Raw genomic sequence first — 18,253 nt, 5'->3', positions numbered from 1 at the left:
TAACATGTACTACAAATACGATGACGGTATATTCGCCGTTGACTCTCACTATCTAAGAAAAGGAAACGCAGCTGTCTATATTTTACGCGACAGCAATAGTGCCGCTCTTGTTGAGACGGCAAACAATGCCTCCTTGCCTTACATTCTTGATGCAATGAATGAGTTGAGTGTTCGCAAAGAAGATGTCGAATATATTTTTATCACTCATGTGCATCTTGACCATGCAGGCGGAGCGGGCAGCTACATAAAAGAATTCCCGAATGCACGCATCGTCATTCATCCCCTCGGCGCACCTCACTTAATAGATCCTCAGAGAATTGTTGCAGCCGCATCGGAAGTTTATGGGGCGGACTGGGTCAAGTCTTTATATGGAGAGATAATTCCCGTTGACCGCAATAGAATAATCGCTGCGGAAGATGGACAAACTATAAATATGAAATCTCGCAATATAATTTGCCTTGCGACTCCGGGACATGCCAGACATCATATGGCTTTCTTCGATGAGAAACATTCGGCTATGTTCACGGGCGATGCACTCGGTTCTTCATGGCCGGAAATGAACGCCATTAACGGACGCTGGATTATTCCATCAACGGCGCCAATGCAGTTTGATCCGGGAGACATGCACAGCAGTATCGACAAAATAGCCAGATTTAAACCTCAAAAAGTTTATCTAACACATTTTGGACTGCTTGAAAATTTGAGCGAAGCTGCTGAAGAACTTCACAGAGATATAGACAAGTATGTTTTTGAAACAGAAAAACTTAACGGAAATGAAGAAAAGATAAGAGAGTATCTTTTGAATTTATATACAAAGACTGCCTCTTTATATGGAATAAAAAATCCGAGAGAGTACGTTCTTAACGAGTGTAAAATTCTGTTACAGCTGAATCCTATGGGACTTGAAGCTTGGTACAGACACAGATCAGAACGTCCGTACAGAAAAACTCTCACTTTCAAGAGCAGAGAGTTCGCTCTTTTCCAGAACTAGAGAATATAACATTAAAAGCAAATTAAAAGAGTCTCTTCGTTTATGAAGAGGCTCTTTATTTTTAGCCAAAAAGAAACAAACTCTCTATCTTATTTCGTTGACAATTAGCAACTGAAGATATATTCTTAGCCTCTAGCCAAAAATTGGCAGCTTAGAAAGTCGTAAAAATACGACCATACACTGCATAAGCTGCCTGCGAAGGAGGTTAGAGGGATGAAAACCCTTGCAGTGATTCCAGCGCGTTACGCAAGCAGCAGATTGCCCGGCAAAGCACTTATTCCCATAGCCGGAGTGCCTCTCGTAATAAGAGTCCTTTCAAACGTTCAAAAGTGTAAAACAATTGACAAGGTCGTCGTAGCTACTGACGACTCGCGAATTGCCGATGCCGTTAGAAAATATGGCGGAGACGTGATTATGACGCCTGCCGATTTACCAAGTGGCGGAGACCGTGTCGCATGGGTGTCCAGAGAAATTCCATCCGAGTTTGTACTCAATGTGCAGGTTGATGACCCCCTGGTTAACAGCGAAATGATTGATCCTCTTGTCGTCGAATTGGAGAGAGATTCTTCCATAATGCTCGCTCTTCTGGCTAAAAGAATAGAGAAGATGGAAGAAGTTGTCGCAGAGAGCTGTGTAAAAATGGTCTTCGACAAGAATGGACGAGCGATGTACTTCAGCCGCTCACCAATACCTTATCCGATAAAAGAAGATGGAATTTGGTTCAAACATATTGGGCCTTACGCTTGGCGGAGAGATTTTCTTTTAGAGTTCTCTTCTTGGGAGCAGACGCCATTAGAAAAAGCGGAGAGTCTTGAGATGTTGAGAGTCTTGGAAAAAGGCTACTCAATCAAATGTGTGTTGACAGAAAACGACACTATCGAGATTGACACTCCGAGAGACTTGGAAAAGATAGAAAGCTATTTCGCTCAGTGCGAAGATTTAGTCTAAGAGATATAAAAGAGAGACGAGTTGCATAATGATTAACGTCATAGAAGAATTAAAAAAATTAAAAGCTTGGTGGAGAACTGAAATAAACACAGAAATAATCGTATCAGCCAACGCAATAAACGATTTGTTTTACAAAATAGAAGAGAAAGAAAAAGACACATTTTTTATTATAGACAGTGCCTTAAAAGAAGATGACAAGTACAACAAAATTTTTGCACAAAAGGATAAATATCTTTTTGACGCGACTCTTTCTGAACCGAAAACTGGCGATGTAAATAAGCTTGTTTCATTAATTAAATCATTGGGAAGAGACATAAATTTAGTCGTGGGGATCGGCGGAGGCTCAACCATTGACCTGACAAAAGCCACTTCAATTTGCCTGGCCAACCCCAAAAAAGCGGAAGAGTACCAGGGGTACGACATGGAGATGGCAAAGGGGCCTGAGATTTGGGCGGTTCCCACACTTTTTGGAACGGGAGCTGAAATTACTCCGATTGCTGTATTACGAGGCCCTGAAAGAAAATTGGGAATAAACAACAAACACACATCGCCCGACGTTGCAATGATTGATCCGCAACTCCCGATTACGACACCGAAATTTAATCGCTTCTATACGATGATGGATTGCTACTATCACCACTATGAGATAACGAAGAGCAAGACGAGCAAGAGCGAAGCCATTTTGGATGCGGAGGATGGGCTGGCGTTAGCGAGAGAACTGCTCTCTAGCGGAGTCGAACCTTTCAATATTGAAGCATCAATAAAAGCCGCTAAAGCTTCGATTCTTGGAGGAAGCAGCACGATAGGGGGAAGAGTGGGAGGAGCACATGCAATTTCTTATGGACTTAGCAACTCTTCACCGACTCTACCTCACAGTGTCGCAGTAACCATATCAATGTTGGCATTGGAAAATCTATATCCTGACGGATACAGAGATACTGTTCATTTTCTTGAGGCAAATGAAATGCCCCGTCCTAACGCGGCAGATTACGGAATAAATGAGAGTCATATCGAGAAAATGGTAAAAACCTCAATGGGGATGACTAAGCTTTGGGAAAGCTGCTTTGGTGAGGAATATAGAAAGTATGCCACGGAAGAATTTATGAGAAAGATTTATGAAAAAATAGTATCTGAAAAATAAAAGTATTTTAAAAGGTTAAAACAAATGAGATGGAGGGATAGAAATGGCAGGAGCAGAAATTTTCGACAATAGAGAAATAGAGGCAATAAAAGATGTAATAGAGAGAAGAATGATACATCGCTACGGCTCTCACTCGGCCAGGAACGGACAGTATAGGGTTGATGAATTTGAGGATAAAGCAAAAGAGATAACGGGTGCAAAATATGCCTTGGCCGTTGCAAATGGCACTGCTTCTCTTATTCTTGCACTCAAAGGATTAGGGATTAAACCGGGAGACGAGGTCATAACCTCTCCATTCACATTTATAGCGACAATTGAGGCAATCATTGAGTGCAACGCCGTTCCCGTACTGGGTGAGATAGACGAAACTCTCTCCCTTGACCCTAACTGTATTGAAAAACTAATTACGGAAAAGACAAAGGCTATTATGCCAGTGCATATGTTTGGAGTGGCGGCTAATATGGATGAAATAATGGCGATTGCAAACAAACATAATATTCCTGTTGTGGAAGACGCGTGCGAGGTCGTAGGTGGGACTTACAAAGGGAGATACCTCGGAACATTGGGCGTTTGCGGCACATGGAGCTTTGACCCGAATAAGACTTTGACTGTGGGCGAGGGCGGAATGGTTCTGACCGACAGAGAAGACTTATATTTCAACATGGATTGTTATCATGACCATGGGCATGTGCACAGCAAAATAATAGAGCGCGGCGAAGAGGGAAAATCGGGATTCGGTGTCAACTACCGTTTGAGTGAAGTTCAGGGAGCACTGGGGTTAGTGGCTCTTGACAAGATGCAGCTCGCTCTCGGCAAACTTCGCGAATCTAAAAAGAAAATTCTCGACGCCGTGGCAGATACGGGAATAAAAGCGCGACCGATGCATGACAGCGATGGCGACACGGCAACACACGCTATCTTTATGATGCCAACAGCTGAAGATGCAAAAATATTCCAAAAAGCAACAAGAGAGGCTGGCCGCGGCTGCGATATTATCTCAGAGAATACGTGGCATTATGCAAAACATTGGAGAGCATTGAATGACATGAGCGAAAAAGATTTCTTCGGGACAAAAGCTCCATCTTATGCTCCGGAGAGTATGGCGAGCAGTGATGCAGTTTTAAGCCGTGCCGTCATGTTCGGCCTTAATATCTGCATGGATGATGCTTCCATAAATAAAATAATAGATGCGGTACGTGCCGGAATGGAAGCAATAAAGAAATAGCTTTTAGCAAGCTGAACGAAATAGACTATTGAAATAGATACAAATGAAATAAAAAAGAGTTGTCGGAATAATAAATATCCGGCAACTCTTTTTTGTATTATATAACTTATGGGTTATTACTCTTCCTCTTCGTCTCGACCAGATTTCTTCTGAGATTTTCTGCGTTCGTCTAAGTTGAGAATCATCTTTCTTATACGCACGTTATTTGGAGTTACTTCCACAAGCTCATCTTCGCCTATCCACTCAAGAGCGTTGTCTACGTTCATTATTTTAGGAACGTCCAAAACCACAATCATGTCCTTTGTTGCTGAACGGAAGTTTACCTGCTGCTTGCGTTTGGCGGGATTGCATGCAAGGTCCATATCTCTCGCCGCTTCTCCAACAACTTGGCCGTTATAAATTTCATCTCCCGGTTTGATGAACAACCTTCCTCTTTCCTGCAAATTATGCAGGGAGTAGGCTGTGGCAGTTCCTGTTTCCATACTGACAAGCGAACCGTGAGAGCGTGATGTTATCTCGCCCACCCACTCATCATAGCCGACGAAGCGTGAAGCCATGATGCCAAGCCCACGTGTGTCTGTAAGGAATTCTCCTCTATAGCCGATTAGACCTCTTGTACTTATTTTGAAAAGCATACGAAGAGTTCCGGTTCCGGTATTTTCCATATTGACGAGCTCGCCTTTTCTCAGAGCTAATTTTTGGATAACTATTCCCTGATATTCTTCAGGTACGTCTATCATTACTTCCTCCATCGGCTCAAGCTTCTTGCCATTGGAGTCATACTGTACTATTACTTCGGGGCGTGAAACGGCCAATTCTGAGCCTTCACGGCGTATTTCTTCGATTAATATGCCGAGATGCAGCTCGCCGCGTCCCGATACTTTTACTCCGTCTGCCCGGCCAATATCTTCCATGCGTAATGCCGGGTCTGACTTGGTCTCTCGTTCAATGCGAGCTTTTAGCTGGCGAAGAGTTATAGCGTTTCCATCCTTGCCTGCAAAGGGGCTCGTGTTTACGAGGAAGAACATGGAGATAGTTGGCTCTTCTATCCCGAGAGGCGGCATTATATGCTCTTCTCCCGTAAGTTCCGGAGATGCGATAGTGTCTCCCAAATCTATATTTTCCGGGCCGGTGAACCAAACGATATCTCCTGCACCGGCTGATTCCACTTCAGTTCTCTCAAGTCCGTTTGTGACGTAAAGGTGGGAGCATGTAGACGTATCGTTTGAAACAATTGACCAAGATGTCTGGTCGTAATTGTCCCATTTTGTATTTGTTCTTACAATTCTATCTCCCTTTTTTAAGGTTCCCTGAAGTATTCTTCCACCGCCGATACGGCCGAGGTAGTCGCTCCATGAAAGAGTGCTTACTTGCATTTTAAAGGGTGCGTCCATAACTGCTTTCGGTGCGGGAACTTTCTCTATCAATATTTTAAACAAATCATCCATTCCGGCTTTTGTGTTGTCCGGATGTTTATTTAGGTCATCAACAAACCAACCCTGCAATCCTGAGCCGTACAAAATCGGGAAATCACACTGTTTCTCTGTGGCTCCAAGCTCGATAAAAAGGTCAAATGTCTTGTCCAATGCTTCATCTGGATCTGAGTTGGGTCTGTCTACTTTGTTAACTATTACTATGGGGTTAAGCCCTAACTTGAGAGCTTGCATTAACACGTAGCGAGTCTGAGGCATAGGGCCTTCGTTGGCATCCACCAAGAGAAGAACTGAGTCGACCATGGAGAGTACTCTTTCAACTTCTCCGGAAAAGTCGGCATGTCCCGGAGTATCAACTATGTTGATTTTGTAGCCCTGCCACTCAACAGTACAGTGCTTCGCTTTAATTGTTATTCCACGTTCACGCTCAATTGTTCCGGCGTCCATAACTCTTTCTTCAATTTGCTGATTGTCTCTAAAGAGATGAGCAGATTTGAAGATGCCATCGATAAGAGTTGTCTTGCCGTGGTCAATGTGGGCGATTATTGCTATGTTTCTTAGTTTTGATGAATCTTGCATATATTTACTGTTCCCTTCATCTGCAGATTAGCCTTATACAGGCACAGATTATTTCCATGTATGTTCGCATCTCACTTTTTATGTGAACAATGTGATATTATAACACTCTTTTTCTGTAAAGATGCAACTGTAAAAAATATTAAAAAGATAAAGACTCAGAGCCAAACGGCAACTGAGTCTTTATCTGATTTTAAATTTATGTTAATTTTAATTTATTGACTCAAATATTTTGTCCAATATCTCCAAACCTCTGTCGATAAGGTCGGGAGTAATTGTGAGAGCAGGTGCAAATCTTACGGTGTTGTTCCCTGCTGTAAGAAGTAGCAGCTTATTTTCAAGAGCTTTTTTCACTATGTCTGCCGCTGCAAATTTATCATCTATTACGAGTCCTAAAAGCAAGCCATTTCCATTTATCTTTTTTATGAAAGGATATTTTTTCTTTAACTCTCCAAGTTTTCCTATAAAATAATCGCCTTTGTTCTTTACGTCTTTTAAAAAGCTCTCATCAGAGATGCGGCTGAGCACATATTCAACTGCTCTTGATGCAAGAGGGTTGCCGCCAAATGTTGTGCCGTGAGTAGAGGGTGTAAAAAAGTGTGCGAACTTGTCATCTGCACAGATAGCACCTACGGGCACTCCACCGCCAAGGCCTTTTGCAAGTGTAAGGACATCGGGGCGTACATCCAGCTGTTCAAAATCAAATAACTTGCCGCTTCGTCCGATTCCTGTCTGAACTTCGTCATATATCAACATAATGTTTTCCTTAGTACAAAGCTCCCTAACGGCTTTGGCGAAGTCTTTATCCGCAGAGATTACTCCGCCCTCTCCCTGAACAGGTTCCATGATCAAGGCACATACACTCTCATCTACCAGTTCAACCACTGATTCAAAATTGTTATATTCTGCAAAAAGAATATCGGGGATGAGAGGAGTGAAATCCTTTTGATATTTCGGCTGGCCTGTAACGCTTAGAGCACCTAAAGTTCTGCCGTGAAAAGAGTTCTTAAAGGCTATAATTTTGGTTGCTCCGTTTTTGCCGGACTTTCCAAATATGCGAGCTAGTTTCATGGCAGCTTCGTTTGCCTCTGTTCCGCTGTTGCAGAAAAAAACTTTCTCATAACCGGAAACTTTGCTCAAAAGCTCTGTCGCTTTGACATGAGCTTCGTTGTAGTAAAGGTTGGAGCAGTGGATTATTTTGTCTATCTGATCTTTGAGAGAATTCTTGAAATCTTCGTCATCGTAACCAACAGAATTGACTGCGATTCCGCCCATGAAATCAAGGTATTTTGTCCCTTCTGTATCAAACATGTAACCATCTTTTGCGCTCTCTATAACAATTGGGAAGCGGCTAAAGTTGTTGAAGCCGTACTTCTCACACTTTTCCATCATTTTTTTCATTTATTTTTCCACCATGGTTCCAAATCCATCGGGGGTGAATATCTCAAGCAGGATTGAGTGCTGCAGTCTGCCGTCCAGTATGTGAACTGATTTGACTCCGCCCTCAATGGCATCTTTGCAGCTTCTAAGTTTTACGATCATTCCGCCTGTCACTATGCCCTCTTCTATGTATTTTTCGATATCATCCACTCTTAAGTGCAATATGATTGAACTCTGGTCAAAGATATCCCTCATGACTCCTTCAACGTCGGATAGAAGAACAAGTTTCTGAGCTTCTAATGCCTTTGCAACTGCTAAAACCGCAGTGTCGGCATTCACGTTAAAAATCTTTGCATGCTCGTCGGTTGACACAGGGGCTATAACAGGAATGATATCATTTTTTATAAGAGTGTCTAAAAACTCTGTGTTTACTTTAGTTATATCTCCGACATTTCCTAAATCAACATCAGACTTTACCTTTTCCACCTCAAACAGATTTGCATCACTGCCGCAAATCCCAACAGCTTGTACCCCTTCAGCACAGAGGCTTGCTACTATTTTTTTGTTGATATTGCCGGCAAGCACCATCTGTGTGATTTCGGAAACTTCATCTGTCGTCACGCGCAAGCCATTTACAAACTCCGGCTCGATACCAAGTTTTTCTTGCATTTCTGAAACCTGAACTCCGCCACCATGTACCACAACCGGATGAATTCCAGTGAGTTTCATCATGGCAATGTCTTCTATAATCGTCTGATATGTTGTTTTATTACTGAGAGTCGCGCCACCAAGTTTTATCACGACGATTTTGCCGTGAAATTCTCTGATGTATTTCAGGCTCTCCATTAGTACTTTTACTTTTTGGACATATTCTCTCATTTATAATACCTTCTTACTTATGTTCTATATTCGCCGTTTATACGGACGTATTCATAACTCAAATCACATCCCCAAGCGGTTGCTGTTGCATCTCCATCTTCGAGAGTGATTTTTATTTTAATAAATTTTCTTTCCAGAACTTCTCTGGCATGCTCTTCCTCAAATGGCACAGGGGTTCCGTTTTCCATGAGCAAGATAGGCTTCGGATCTTCCCATTTATCATTTTTACCTGCTATAAATTCAATTTTTACTTTTTCGGGGCTAAACTCTCCTCCGCTGCGTCCCATGGCGGCGAGTACACGTCCCCAGTTTGCATCTTCTCCGAAAAATGCGGTTTTTACAAGTGTCGAAGATATTATTGTCTTGGCAAGTTTCTTCGCATCTTCCGGGGTTTTGCCTCCGATGACTTCTGCTTCAAGAAACTTTGTGGCTCCTTCGCCATCCATCACTATCTGTTTTGCTAGATAGACATTTATTTTTTCTAAGACTTCTTTAAATTTTATGTAATCTTCGTTCTCACAGTTGATTTCGTTATTGTCTGCGAGACCATTTGCAAGAAGCACGACCATGTCATTTGTGGATGTGTCCCCGTCTACGGAGAGCATGTTGTACGTGTTTTCCGTAGTTTCAGAAAGAGCTTTTTGCAACATTTCATTTGATATGGCACAGTCCGTGGTTATAAAGCCGAGCATTGTTCCCATATTTGGATGAATCATGCCGGAACCTTTGGCGATGGCACCAATTTTTACAGTCTTGCCATTAAGTTCAAATTCATAGGCTACGCCTTTTTTACGTAGGTCGGTGGTCATTATCCCATCCACTGCACGTCCGGCGGCTTCCTGTGTAGCTTCAAGGTTTTTGACGACTTCGGTTATCCCCTTTTTTATTCTATCCATGGGCAGGGGTACGCCAATGACGCCCGTTGACGCTACAAGAACACTGTCAGCTGGAAGTCCGAGTGCACATTCTACTTCTTTTACCATAGATTTTGCGTCCTCTAAACCCTGTTTCCCTGTACATGCGTTCGCATTGCCTGAATTTATGACTACTGCTCTTAAGTCGCTATTTTTTTCGATAATTTCTTTTGTTACCAAAAGCGGTGCCGCCTTTACTATGTTGCGCGTATAGACTGCTGCACCGGCACAAGCCGTTTCTGAATAAATAAGAGAGAGATCGTATCTGCGTCTTTTAATTCCACTGTGTACTGCATTTGCCTTGAATCCTTTTGGTGCCACTATCGCATTTTGTATTTTTTTCATTATGGAAATACTCCTAAATCAGTTAATCCTGTATTTTCTTCAAGTCCAAACATAAGATTCATGTTCTGTATGGCTTGCCCCGCAGCACCTTTGACTAGGTTGTCCAGTGCCGACGTTATTATCAGTTTTTTTGTTCTGTTATCTTTGAATACGTTCATATCAAAATAGTTAGAGCCCTTTATCCATCTTATTTCGGCACTTTCGTTTCCTTCTATAATCCGTACAAACTCTTCTCCGGCATAGAAATCTTCAGCCATCTTCTTGAGATCTGATACAGTCGCATCCATTTTTAGATCCGCGTAAATTGTGGTTAATATGCCGCGATTTATCGGAAGCAGATGGGGCGTAAACACCAAGGGGACATCCAGTTTTAAAATCTGCTCTATCTCTGCTGTATGTCTATGTGATGCTATTTTATAGGCTCTGTAGTTTTCGTTGGTTTCACATAATAAATTAGAGGTTGAGAGTCCACGTCCAGCGCCTGAAGCTCCTGATGCGGCGTCTATTACTATTGTAGAAGTGTCTATCACTCCTGCTTTGACAAATGGAAGCAGAGAAAGTATGGAGCATGTTGAATAACAGCCGGGATTGGCTATCAAACGAGCTTTTTTTATCTCTTCACGATAGAGCTCAGGCAGACCGTAGACCGCTTCAGGCAAAACTCGCTCGCCAAAGTGCTCGATTTTATACCACTCTTTGTAGATGTTTACGTCTTTAAACCTAAAGTCCGCTCCGAGATCTATTACTTTGGCGTTGTCCAGTATTTCCTTAGTGACTTTTTTGCTTGCAAAGCCGGACGGAAGCGCTATAAAGATAAGGTCGCACTCTTTAGAGAATTTCTCTATATCCTGCTCAACGCAAATAGCCTCATCTCCAAAGTTAGCTGAAATGAAGTTTTTATATATGTGGTCTATTCTTTCTCCCACATAACTTCTTGAAGCCAGAAATTTTATTTCTGCCTCCGGATGTTTTTGCAGAAGTCTCAAAAGCTCCTGCCCGCTATACCCTGTTGCACCTATAATCGCTATTTTAATCATAATTCCGCCATTCTATACCTAAAGTATTTTCTTTTCAACTTTTTCAGTGATAGTTTACTCTTTTAACAGCCCGAAATTTCGTCGCGATAGAGAGAGGTTAATGTAATCTTAAACGTTAAATCTGATTTCGATGATATCTCCATCTTTTACGAGATATTCTTTCCCTTCAAGGCGGAGACATCCCGCTTTGCGACATTCGTCGTAGGAGTTGTTATGTACCATGTAATCTTCAAACGATACTACTTGCGCTCTTATAAAACCTCGTGCCAGATCACTGTGTATGGCTCCGGCTGCATCCACGGCATTGTCTCCCGTGTGAAGCTCCCATGCACGAACTTCATCGGGGCCGCATGTGAAAAAGCTGATAAGTCCAAGTGCTCTGTATGCTTCGCCTATAAGGCGTTCTCTGCCCGGCTCAGTAATATTGAGCCCCTCTGTAAACTCAGCCGCCTCTTCATCTGTAAGCTCAATTATGTCCATTTCAAGACTTCCATAGAGCTTGCAGAGAATGACATCCTGTTCTTCGGCTCTCTTGTTCAGCTCTTCCCATCCGGGAATTTCCGTTTCCTCGGCTTGAGAATCGTCAAGGTTGAGGACAATTATTTCCGGCTTTGAAGTCACGAATGAAAAACCGCGTAATCTTTGCCATTCTTCCGGCTTTAATTCAATGCTGCGCAAGGGTTTCTCTTCCATGAGACAGTCGTTGCACTTTTCAAGAAGTATTTTTTCCTGCTCTTCTTCTGGAAGAAGTCTTTTTTTTGCGGCCAATCTGCTCAAGCGGTTTTCAATTACAGCCAAGTCGCGGAAGATTAGTTCGTTTTCCACAATGCCCCAGTCTCTTAGGGGATCAATGCTTCCCTCGGGGTGTTCCACCGAGCTGTTTTTGAAGCAGCGAATTACATGGATAAGAGCATCTGAGTCTGCGACAAAGCTAAGGAAGGCATTTCCCAATCCCGCACCCTTGCCGGCTCCTTTGGAAAGCCCGGCGAGATCTATAAATTCCATTTGAGCAGGAGTTATTTTCTTGGGAGAATGAATCTTCACAAGTTCGTCAAAACGCTTGTCTGGTACCGATACAACCGCTTTGTTTGGGTCGGTTTTTCCTCCGGCATAAGGCTTGACCTCAGCTCCGGCTCTTGTTATTACGTTGAAAACCGTTGACTTGCCGCTTAGAGGCAGTCCGACTATTCCACAGTGCAACATAAATATCACTCCGATAATTTATTTAATTTATTTTTACTTCTTTATTGTACTTGCTAAAATCCCAGTCTGCCCAAATTGCTCAGCACAATGAAAATATAAACGAGGTATCTATATATTTGTTTGCCGCGATACTTATTCGCCGACCGCCAGCACCCAACGACTTGAAACAGATTTAGCAGCAAGAAAGGAAGAACGACTATCCAAGTTATATAGCTGCTTGGCTCAAGATTATTGTCCATATAATTTAAAATAATTCGAAGAAGCCTGTTTGAAATTATATTTATAATTATATATACAGCGATAGACTCACCCAGTGTATAGTTGCCTCTCCAATATTTAAGAAAAAACCATTCCTTTTTTTCCGAAGGGGAAACTACTTCGGGATTTTCACAAAAGCTGTATCCGCAGTTTGAACAAAATTTTGCTGACTCTGATACTTCTGCAGAGCATTTTTTACAATTTTTTATTAGGAGTCCCCCCTTGGCAAATAGCGGATATTTAAAGCTAATTTTAATATTTATTCAGTATATCAGAAGTTATGCAGTCTTTTAAAGTAAATATCTTAAAAAACATGAAGCCCGAAAAAATGGCTTCAGGCTTCATGTTTTAGTTAGGTTCTACGTTATAGCTATTTGTTCTTTTTTAGATCATCGTAAAATCCACTTGGACTTTCACTTAGATTTATCATGATGTTTTTCGTCTGAGTATAGTGATCCAACACGGTCTTGTGAGTTTCTCTGCCTATTCCTGAAACTTTATAGCCGCCGAATGGGGCGCCTGCCGGAATGCTGTTGTATGTATTGACCCACATGCGCCCGGTTTCTATGGCACGAGCGACTCTTATTGCACGATTTATGTCGCGAGTCCAAACGGCTCCGCCAAGTCCATATTTATTATCGTTGGCCATCTTTATTACTTCTTCTTCTGTTTTAAATTTAATGATTACCGCTACAGGACCAAATATTTCTTCCTGTGCAACTTCCATATCATTTGTGACATTTGTAAGAAGTGTCGGCTCCAAGAAACTTCCTTTTGCAAGGTCGCCGTCTAAGACTTGGTACCCGCCCGCTGCTATATTTGCTCCTGCTTTTACCGCAGAATCTATATCTGCCAAAATCTTCTTCATCTGTGATTCATTTATCTGTGAACCCATTTGAGTATCTTTTTCCCATGGCATTCCAACTTTTACTTTTTCAAAAGCGTCAACTGCGTCTTTAACAAAATCGTCATAAATATCTTCATGTACAAACACCCTTGAGCCGGCACAGCAGACCTGTCCCTGATTAAACAGAATTCCCAGCTGTAAGCCGTCTATTGCCATATCCCACTGGCAGTCGGGGAAGTAGATGTTTGCAGACTTTCCTCCCAGTTCAAGAGTTGCGGGAATAAGCTTGTCTGCGGCAGCTTTGCCGACAGAAAGGCCGACGTCAGTAGAGCCTGTGAAGGCGAGTTTGCTTAAGTCGGGATGATCTATTATGTACTGTCCTGATTTGGAGCCCTTACCGGTGATTACGTTGAAAACTCCGGCCGGGATTATATCTTTTGTGAGTCGAGCAAGCTCCAAAACAGAGAGAGGTGTAAAGCTTGATGGTTTAAATACGGTGCAATCTCCGGCGGCCAGAACAGGTGCTAATTTCCAAGCTGCCATGAGAAAGGGGAAGTTCCAAGGAACAATCTGACCTACTACTCCTATTGGCTCCCTAAGAATAAGGGAAAGAGTATTGTTGTTGAGCATGGTAGCCGATCCTTCATCTGTACGAATGGCAGCGGCGAAATAGCGGAAATGGTCCGAACTGTAAGGAATATCTATTGCCATCATTTCACGTATCGGCTTGCCATTGTCCAGAGTTTCAATCATTGCCAGATGTTCGGCATTTTCGTCTATAACGTCCGCTATCTTCATGAGAATCTCGGCACGCTCTTCAGTCTCTGTTTTTCCCCAACTTTCCCAAGCTTTCCAGGCAGCTTTTACGGCATCGTCTACATCCTGCTGAGTCGCTTCCGCGCACGTAGCAAGCAGTTCGCCATTAGCCGGACAGGTAGTTTTAAAAGTTCCTCCGTCAGAGGCCTTTCTCCACTCTCCATCAATAAAAAGCCCATACTCCTTCTGCAACTTAACTTTTGGCATTTTCATAAAAAACAGCTCCTTCCCTGTCAATAAAAAATTAACTTTCTCAATCCATATTGCACCAGAACTTACACCAGAAGCATCCTTGCATTAGGGTAACGCTTCATCTGCTTCTGTTTTATTTGAAAATAAGATCCTGAAAGCAGGTGAACCCAACCAAAGAATATATAAACACTTACAATTTCTGCTTAAATTATACATCTATCATAAAGAATCATTCAAATGCCTGAATCTGTATTAACCGCATTTTAATATTCATAATTTACATATTTTGCCTTTGAATAACTTCTGTAATATACTGTCTTGACCGAAGCAAACTATTATTTTTTGTTTGGAGACAGGCAAAGCTAAATCTCCCGGCAGGAAGGGAGAAAAAATACCTTTATTTAGTTTTAAAATAAAAACCAGCCCAATGCGCATAATGAAACTCTTCTTGTGTCAGTCTCCGGTTCAAAACATTCCAATAAACTCCAAAGTGAAATTTCAACTTGTCATAATGAGGATATTACTTATCCAGCTAGCAAACGTGTGGCTGAGGAGAAGGAATCCGGTCTATAAAATTAAATCCCTCCAAGAATCAGAAAGCTCTCTAACAGCAGCTTTAATCTTATCAAATGGAATTGAAGAAAAAGAGAGATTTGCAACGACGTTTCCCTTTTTGTCGTAAAAAAGATTGTTTATCTCAATGCCCCGCGTGAGAGCTGCCTTTTTAAGGAGTTCTATATTTGTATTCGACTTAAATATAATTGAGATCAGAAGAGATGTTTCTAGAAGTTTGTAGTTGGCTCTTTCATTAAATCTTTCCTTCAAAGCTTCCATCATTTCTTTACTTTGTTTCTGATATATGTTTTTCATCCGTCTGATGTGGCGCTCCATATGCCCTTCATTAATGTATCCGGCTAATGCCAACTGCTCTATTTTACTGGCCGTTTGATCATAGAGAGAACTCTTAATTTTTGTATTCTCCGCAAGATCCTCTGGCACAACCATGTAGGCAATTCGAACAGATGGAAGAAGAAGCCTGGAAAAACTGCCTATATATATCACTCTCTCCGGATAAAAGCCTTGCAGAGATGGGAAGGAACGAGAAAAATAGCGAAGCTCTCCATTATAGTCGTCTTCTAATATGTATGAGCTCTTCTGCGAAACCCAGCTCAGAAGCTCTTTTCTTCTTTTTACAACTGAGGACAGAGGCATTTGAGGCCTGTTTGAAGTGATATCCGCAAATATGTCATATTTGCCTTCTTTCAGCTTGATACCCGGAAGCTCTTCGACATCGCCTATCGATACAACGTCCCATCCAAAATCTCGAAAAATTCGTTCGCCTTGACTATATCCCGGACTTTCTATTGCGACTTTCCCTTTTCTCTCCATCATTCTGCACAGCTCTGTTAGAAGTTGCTGTGTTCCGGAAGATACGATAATACGCTCAGGAGACGTTTTTACCTTACGCGCTTTAAAGCAATATTTTGCCAGAGCTTCCCTCAACTCCGGCTCCCCCTGTGGATCTCCCTCAGAAAATATCTTATCCTGCATCTTCAGCGCCGAACGAAGCTGCCTACTCCACGAAGAGATATCAACGGAATTTGGGTCTATACCAACACCGCTGAGATCATAAATTATTTCTTTTTTTATCTCAGACTCTTTTTTACCTGCTACCGTTTTTTCTCTTTTTATATTTTTAAGGACGAAATATCCTTTTTTGGGTCGACTCTCTATTAGTCCGTTAAGCTGCAAATGTATATAGGCGTTTTCAACAGGGGAACGGCTTATGTTCAAAGTTTTAGACAGCTCCCTGATAGAGGGGAGCTTTTCTGAAGGAGAAAGAACGCCCCTTTCTATTCCTTCGCTTATAGCCTGATATATCTGCTTCCATAGGGCATCTAGCGAAGCAACATCTATAAATGCAAAATCATATGTCATTGGCTCACCTCATCTGTCATTGTAAAATTTAGTATATCTGCCCATTGTTAAAATGACAATATGCACTTATAAATATACGAGTAATTCTATAAAACACAAGGAGGCGTTGTAAAATGCTTAAAAATGAAAGTTTTAATCTAAATAAAGAGTTTGCAAGAAAGTTGCTAGGCGGAGTAATAATGGATGTAACTACTCCGGAACAGGCAAAAATCGCTGAAGAGGCTGGCGCTTGTGCGGTCATGGCACTGGAGAGAATTCCGGCGGATATCAGAGTGGCTGGCGGAGTTTCGAGAATGAGCGATCCAAAAATGATAAAAAGCATACAAGCTTCTGTCTCGATACCCGTTATGGCAAAGTGCAGAATTGGACATTTTGTGGAAGCACAAATTCTCGAAGCTATTGGGATTGATTTTATAGATGAAAGCGAAGTGCTCAGCCCGGCTGATGATGTCTATCATATCGACAAGGCAAACTTCGAAGCCCCCTTTGTCTGTGGAGCGAGAAACCTTGGTGAAGCTCTTCGTCGTATCTCAGAAGGAGCCTGCATGATAAGAACAAAGGGCGAACCGGGCACAGGCGACATCATACACGCAGTTCAGCATATGAGAGCTGTTAATGCTGAGATAGCAAGAGTTGTTTCTTTAAGAGAGGATGAACTGTATGAAGCGGCTAAACAGCTGCAAGTTGACTACACTCTGTTAAAGCAGGTTCATTTAGAGAGAAAGCTTCCCGTTGTAAATTTTGCGGCAGGTGGAGTTGCAACTCCTGCTGATGCGGCATTAATGATGCAGCTCGGTGCTGAAGGAGTTTTCGTCGGCAGCGGCATATTCAAGTCTGGCGACCCTAAGAAAAGAGCTACAGCAATTGTTAAAGCGGTGAAAAATTATGATAATCCCAAAATTCTTGCAGAAATATCCGAAGATTTGGGAGAAGCCATGGTTGGAATAAATGAGAGTGAGATAGAGCTGCTTATGGCAGAAAGAGGAAAATAAAAGATACAGCTTTTAACCCTTCCGACAAAATTAAGCCTCGAGAAAAATCTCGAGGCTTAATTTTTGTTTTAGCAACGAATCGGATGTTACCTACTCTTTAATTATGTTTGCCTAGCGGTTTGTTTGTAAAGAGGTTTTCTCTGAGTTCCTCATCCCACACATCCATGTTTCTCCGGAGCCATTCGATAAGCATTGCAGCATGCTCTTTTTCTTCATCTCTGTTGTGCTCCATGATGCGTTTGAGTTCTTCATTTGTCGCTGTTGCTACTCTCTGATTGTACCAATCTACGGCTTCAAGCTCTTCTCTGAGGCTTGTTATCGCTTTTGAGATATCAAGAGTTTTCCTATCCATCTTGTCATAAGGTTCTGAATATGCCATTCTCTCTACCCCTTTCTTCTCTCAGTTGTCTATATTTATTAAAGCACATATTTTCTATGATTCAATTATAGTCTAAAAAAGTGCTTTTTCGCAAATTACATGGAGAAAGGGCAAGCGTAAGCCGTACTCCCTTTCATAAATTTTATATAGAATAAAAAGATATAAAGTGAATAGACGAAAACATAGGGTATACTTTTATTGACAAGTTGTGATGCAATATAGATAATTTTTCTTGGCTATTGGCAGCACTAAATAAAATGATGAGAGTTAGGATTGAGAAGATGGATTTATTAAATATTTTAAAAAGGAAGAAACTATTCTTTTCTTTGTTTTTAGATCTTCTTATTTTTTCACCTGCATATGCGGAAATGGAAAATCAAGAAGAAGAAACAGCACAGCCCTCAGCAATTTTCCAAATAGGACAGCCCATAACCATCGACTTCGCTCTGCCGAAAAACGCGCAATCCGTACGACTAAGATGGCAAGACCATAGTGCCAGCTTGTTGCCGGTAAGTTCAACTGATAATGTCAATGAATATAGCTGCTTAATCGGGACCGACTTAAAGAATGCAAAACCTGGACCGCAGCAGATAAAGATTTATTGGACAGAGGACTCTGTAGTAAAGACAAAAGAGTATGAGGTTGAATTGGCCGAAAAGATCTATCCTTCAGAAATACTTACCGTGTCTCCTACAATGACTCAACTTTCAAAAGAAACTTTGGAGAGAGTGAGAAAAGAAACGGAGCAAACAAAAAAGG

Annotated in this window: 16 protein-coding genes; 6 read left to right on the top strand and 10 right to left on the bottom strand. The window is 41.8% G+C overall.

The window, feature by feature from the left end:
* The first annotated feature begins 4 nt into the window (after window positions 1–4).
* The 4 genes from GXZ13_00420 (at window position 5) to GXZ13_00405 (ending at window position 4,305) form a co-directional block, all read left to right on the top strand.
* Window positions 5–991, top strand: a complete 987-nt coding sequence (locus GXZ13_00420; protein NLX74311.1) for an MBL fold metallo-hydrolase — start codon at window positions 5–7, stop codon at window positions 989–991.
* A 213-nt stretch (window positions 992–1,204) separates the two neighbouring features.
* A complete protein-coding gene (gene kdsB, locus GXZ13_00415) occupies window positions 1,205–1,939 on the top strand; it encodes a 3-deoxy-manno-octulosonate cytidylyltransferase (protein ID NLX74310.1) in 735 nt (244 codons plus the stop codon).
* A 28-nt stretch (window positions 1,940–1,967) separates the two neighbouring features.
* Entirely contained in the window at window positions 1,968–3,080 is a 1,113-nt protein-coding gene (locus tag GXZ13_00410) for an iron-containing alcohol dehydrogenase (GenBank protein NLX74309.1), read from the top strand.
* Window positions 3,081–3,123: 43 nt separating this feature from the next.
* A complete protein-coding gene (locus GXZ13_00405; protein NLX74308.1) occupies window positions 3,124–4,305 on the top strand; it encodes a DegT/DnrJ/EryC1/StrS family aminotransferase in 1,182 nt (393 codons plus the stop codon).
* A 116-nt stretch (window positions 4,306–4,421) separates the two neighbouring features.
* Here GXZ13_00405 and typA read toward each other — a convergent pair whose 3' ends face one another.
* From typA to GXZ13_00360, 9 genes are all read right to left on the bottom strand, one after another.
* On the bottom strand, window positions 4,422–6,317 hold the full coding sequence (typA, locus tag GXZ13_00400; protein NLX74307.1) for a translational GTPase TypA: 1,896 nt from the start codon (window positions 6,315–6,317) through the stop codon (window positions 4,422–4,424).
* Window positions 6,318–6,524: 207 nt separating this feature from the next.
* A complete protein-coding gene (locus GXZ13_00395) occupies window positions 6,525–7,715 on the bottom strand; it encodes an aspartate aminotransferase family protein (protein ID NLX74306.1) in 1,191 nt (396 codons plus the stop codon).
* On the bottom strand, window positions 7,716–8,573 hold the full coding sequence (gene argB, locus GXZ13_00390) for an acetylglutamate kinase (protein NLX74305.1): 858 nt from the start codon (window positions 8,571–8,573) through the stop codon (window positions 7,716–7,718).
* Window positions 8,574–8,590: 17 nt separating this feature from the next.
* Window positions 8,591–9,832 (bottom strand): bifunctional ornithine acetyltransferase/N-acetylglutamate synthase, encoded by a 1,242-nt coding sequence (argJ, locus tag GXZ13_00385; protein NLX74304.1) that lies wholly within the window; start codon window positions 9,830–9,832, stop codon window positions 8,591–8,593.
* Window positions 9,832–10,869 carry an N-acetyl-gamma-glutamyl-phosphate reductase gene (locus tag GXZ13_00380; protein NLX74303.1) on the bottom strand — a complete coding sequence of 346 codons (1,038 nt, stop codon included), beginning with the start codon at window positions 10,867–10,869 and terminating at the stop codon, window positions 9,832–9,834. The genes argJ and GXZ13_00380 overlap by 1 nt, the downstream gene beginning before the upstream one ends.
* Window positions 10,870–10,977: 108 nt before the next feature.
* Window positions 10,978–12,072, bottom strand: a complete 1,095-nt coding sequence (gene ychF / locus GXZ13_00375) for a redox-regulated ATPase YchF (GenBank protein ID NLX74302.1) — start codon at window positions 12,070–12,072, stop codon at window positions 10,978–10,980.
* Window positions 12,073–12,125: 53 nt separating this feature from the next.
* A complete protein-coding gene (locus GXZ13_00370; GenBank protein ID NLX74301.1) occupies window positions 12,126–12,593 on the bottom strand; it encodes a zinc ribbon domain-containing protein in 468 nt (155 codons plus the stop codon).
* Window positions 12,594–12,700: 107 nt separating this feature from the next.
* Window positions 12,701–14,200 (bottom strand): aldehyde dehydrogenase family protein, encoded by a 1,500-nt coding sequence (locus GXZ13_00365; GenBank protein NLX74300.1) that lies wholly within the window; start codon window positions 14,198–14,200, stop codon window positions 12,701–12,703.
* A 552-nt stretch (window positions 14,201–14,752) separates the two neighbouring features.
* On the bottom strand, window positions 14,753–16,123 hold the full coding sequence (locus GXZ13_00360; GenBank protein NLX74299.1) for a PLP-dependent aminotransferase family protein: 1,371 nt from the start codon (window positions 16,121–16,123) through the stop codon (window positions 14,753–14,755).
* Window positions 16,124–16,236: 113 nt separating this feature from the next.
* Between GXZ13_00360 and pdxS the strand changes: the two genes are divergently transcribed.
* Entirely contained in the window at window positions 16,237–17,115 is an 879-nt protein-coding gene (gene pdxS / locus GXZ13_00355; GenBank protein NLX74298.1) for a pyridoxal 5'-phosphate synthase lyase subunit PdxS, read from the top strand.
* Window positions 17,116–17,212: 97 nt separating this feature from the next.
* Here pdxS and GXZ13_00350 read toward each other — a convergent pair whose 3' ends face one another.
* Window positions 17,213–17,494 (bottom strand): ferritin, encoded by a 282-nt coding sequence (locus tag GXZ13_00350; GenBank protein ID NLX74297.1) that lies wholly within the window; start codon window positions 17,492–17,494, stop codon window positions 17,213–17,215.
* A gap of 260 nt (window positions 17,495–17,754) precedes the next feature.
* On the opposite strand from GXZ13_00350, the gene GXZ13_00345 reads away from it, so the two are divergent.
* The coding region (locus GXZ13_00345; protein NLX74296.1) for a hypothetical protein at window positions 17,755–18,253 on the top strand (499 nt) is incomplete at its 3' end.

It is taken from the genome of Synergistaceae bacterium (assembly GCA_012728235.1).
In the GTDB taxonomy this organism is placed as follows: domain Bacteria; phylum Synergistota; class Synergistia; order Synergistales; family Synergistaceae; genus JAAYFL01.
This window is presented reverse-complemented; position numbering and strand designations above follow the sequence as displayed.

Bases quoted from the DNA above. Each gene is read 5' to 3' on its own strand.
- GXZ13_00420 (NLX74311.1), top strand. From the start codon at position 5: ATGTACTACAAATACGATGACGGTATATTCGCCGTTGACTCTCACTAT.
- kdsB (NLX74310.1), top strand. From the start codon at position 1,205: ATGAAAACCCTTGCAGTGATTCCAGCGCGTTACGCAAGCAGCAGATTG.
- GXZ13_00410 (NLX74309.1), top strand. From the start codon at position 1,968: ATGATTAACGTCATAGAAGAATTAAAAAAATTAAAAGCTTGGTGGAGA.
- GXZ13_00405 (NLX74308.1), top strand. From the start codon at position 3,124: ATGGCAGGAGCAGAAATTTTCGACAATAGAGAAATAGAGGCAATAAAA.
- typA (NLX74307.1), bottom strand. From the start codon at position 6,317: ATGCAAGATTCATCAAAACTAAGAAACATAGCAATAATCGCCCACATT.
- GXZ13_00395 (NLX74306.1), bottom strand. From the start codon at position 7,715: ATGAAAAAAATGATGGAAAAGTGTGAGAAGTACGGCTTCAACAACTTT.
- argB (NLX74305.1), bottom strand. From the start codon at position 8,573: ATGAGAGAATATGTCCAAAAAGTAAAAGTACTAATGGAGAGCCTGAAA.
- argJ (NLX74304.1), bottom strand. From the start codon at position 9,832: ATGAAAAAAATACAAAATGCGATAGTGGCACCAAAAGGATTCAAGGCA.
- GXZ13_00380 (NLX74303.1), bottom strand. From the start codon at position 10,869: ATGATTAAAATAGCGATTATAGGTGCAACAGGGTATAGCGGGCAGGAG.
- ychF (NLX74302.1), bottom strand. From the start codon at position 12,072: ATGTTGCACTGTGGAATAGTCGGACTGCCTCTAAGCGGCAAGTCAACG.
- GXZ13_00365 (NLX74300.1), bottom strand. From the start codon at position 14,200: ATGCCAAAAGTTAAGTTGCAGAAGGAGTATGGGCTTTTTATTGATGGA.
- GXZ13_00360 (NLX74299.1), bottom strand. From the start codon at position 16,123: ATGACATATGATTTTGCATTTATAGATGTTGCTTCGCTAGATGCCCTA.
- pdxS (NLX74298.1), top strand. From the start codon at position 16,237: ATGCTTAAAAATGAAAGTTTTAATCTAAATAAAGAGTTTGCAAGAAAG.
- GXZ13_00350 (NLX74297.1), bottom strand. From the start codon at position 17,494: ATGGCATATTCAGAACCTTATGACAAGATGGATAGGAAAACTCTTGAT.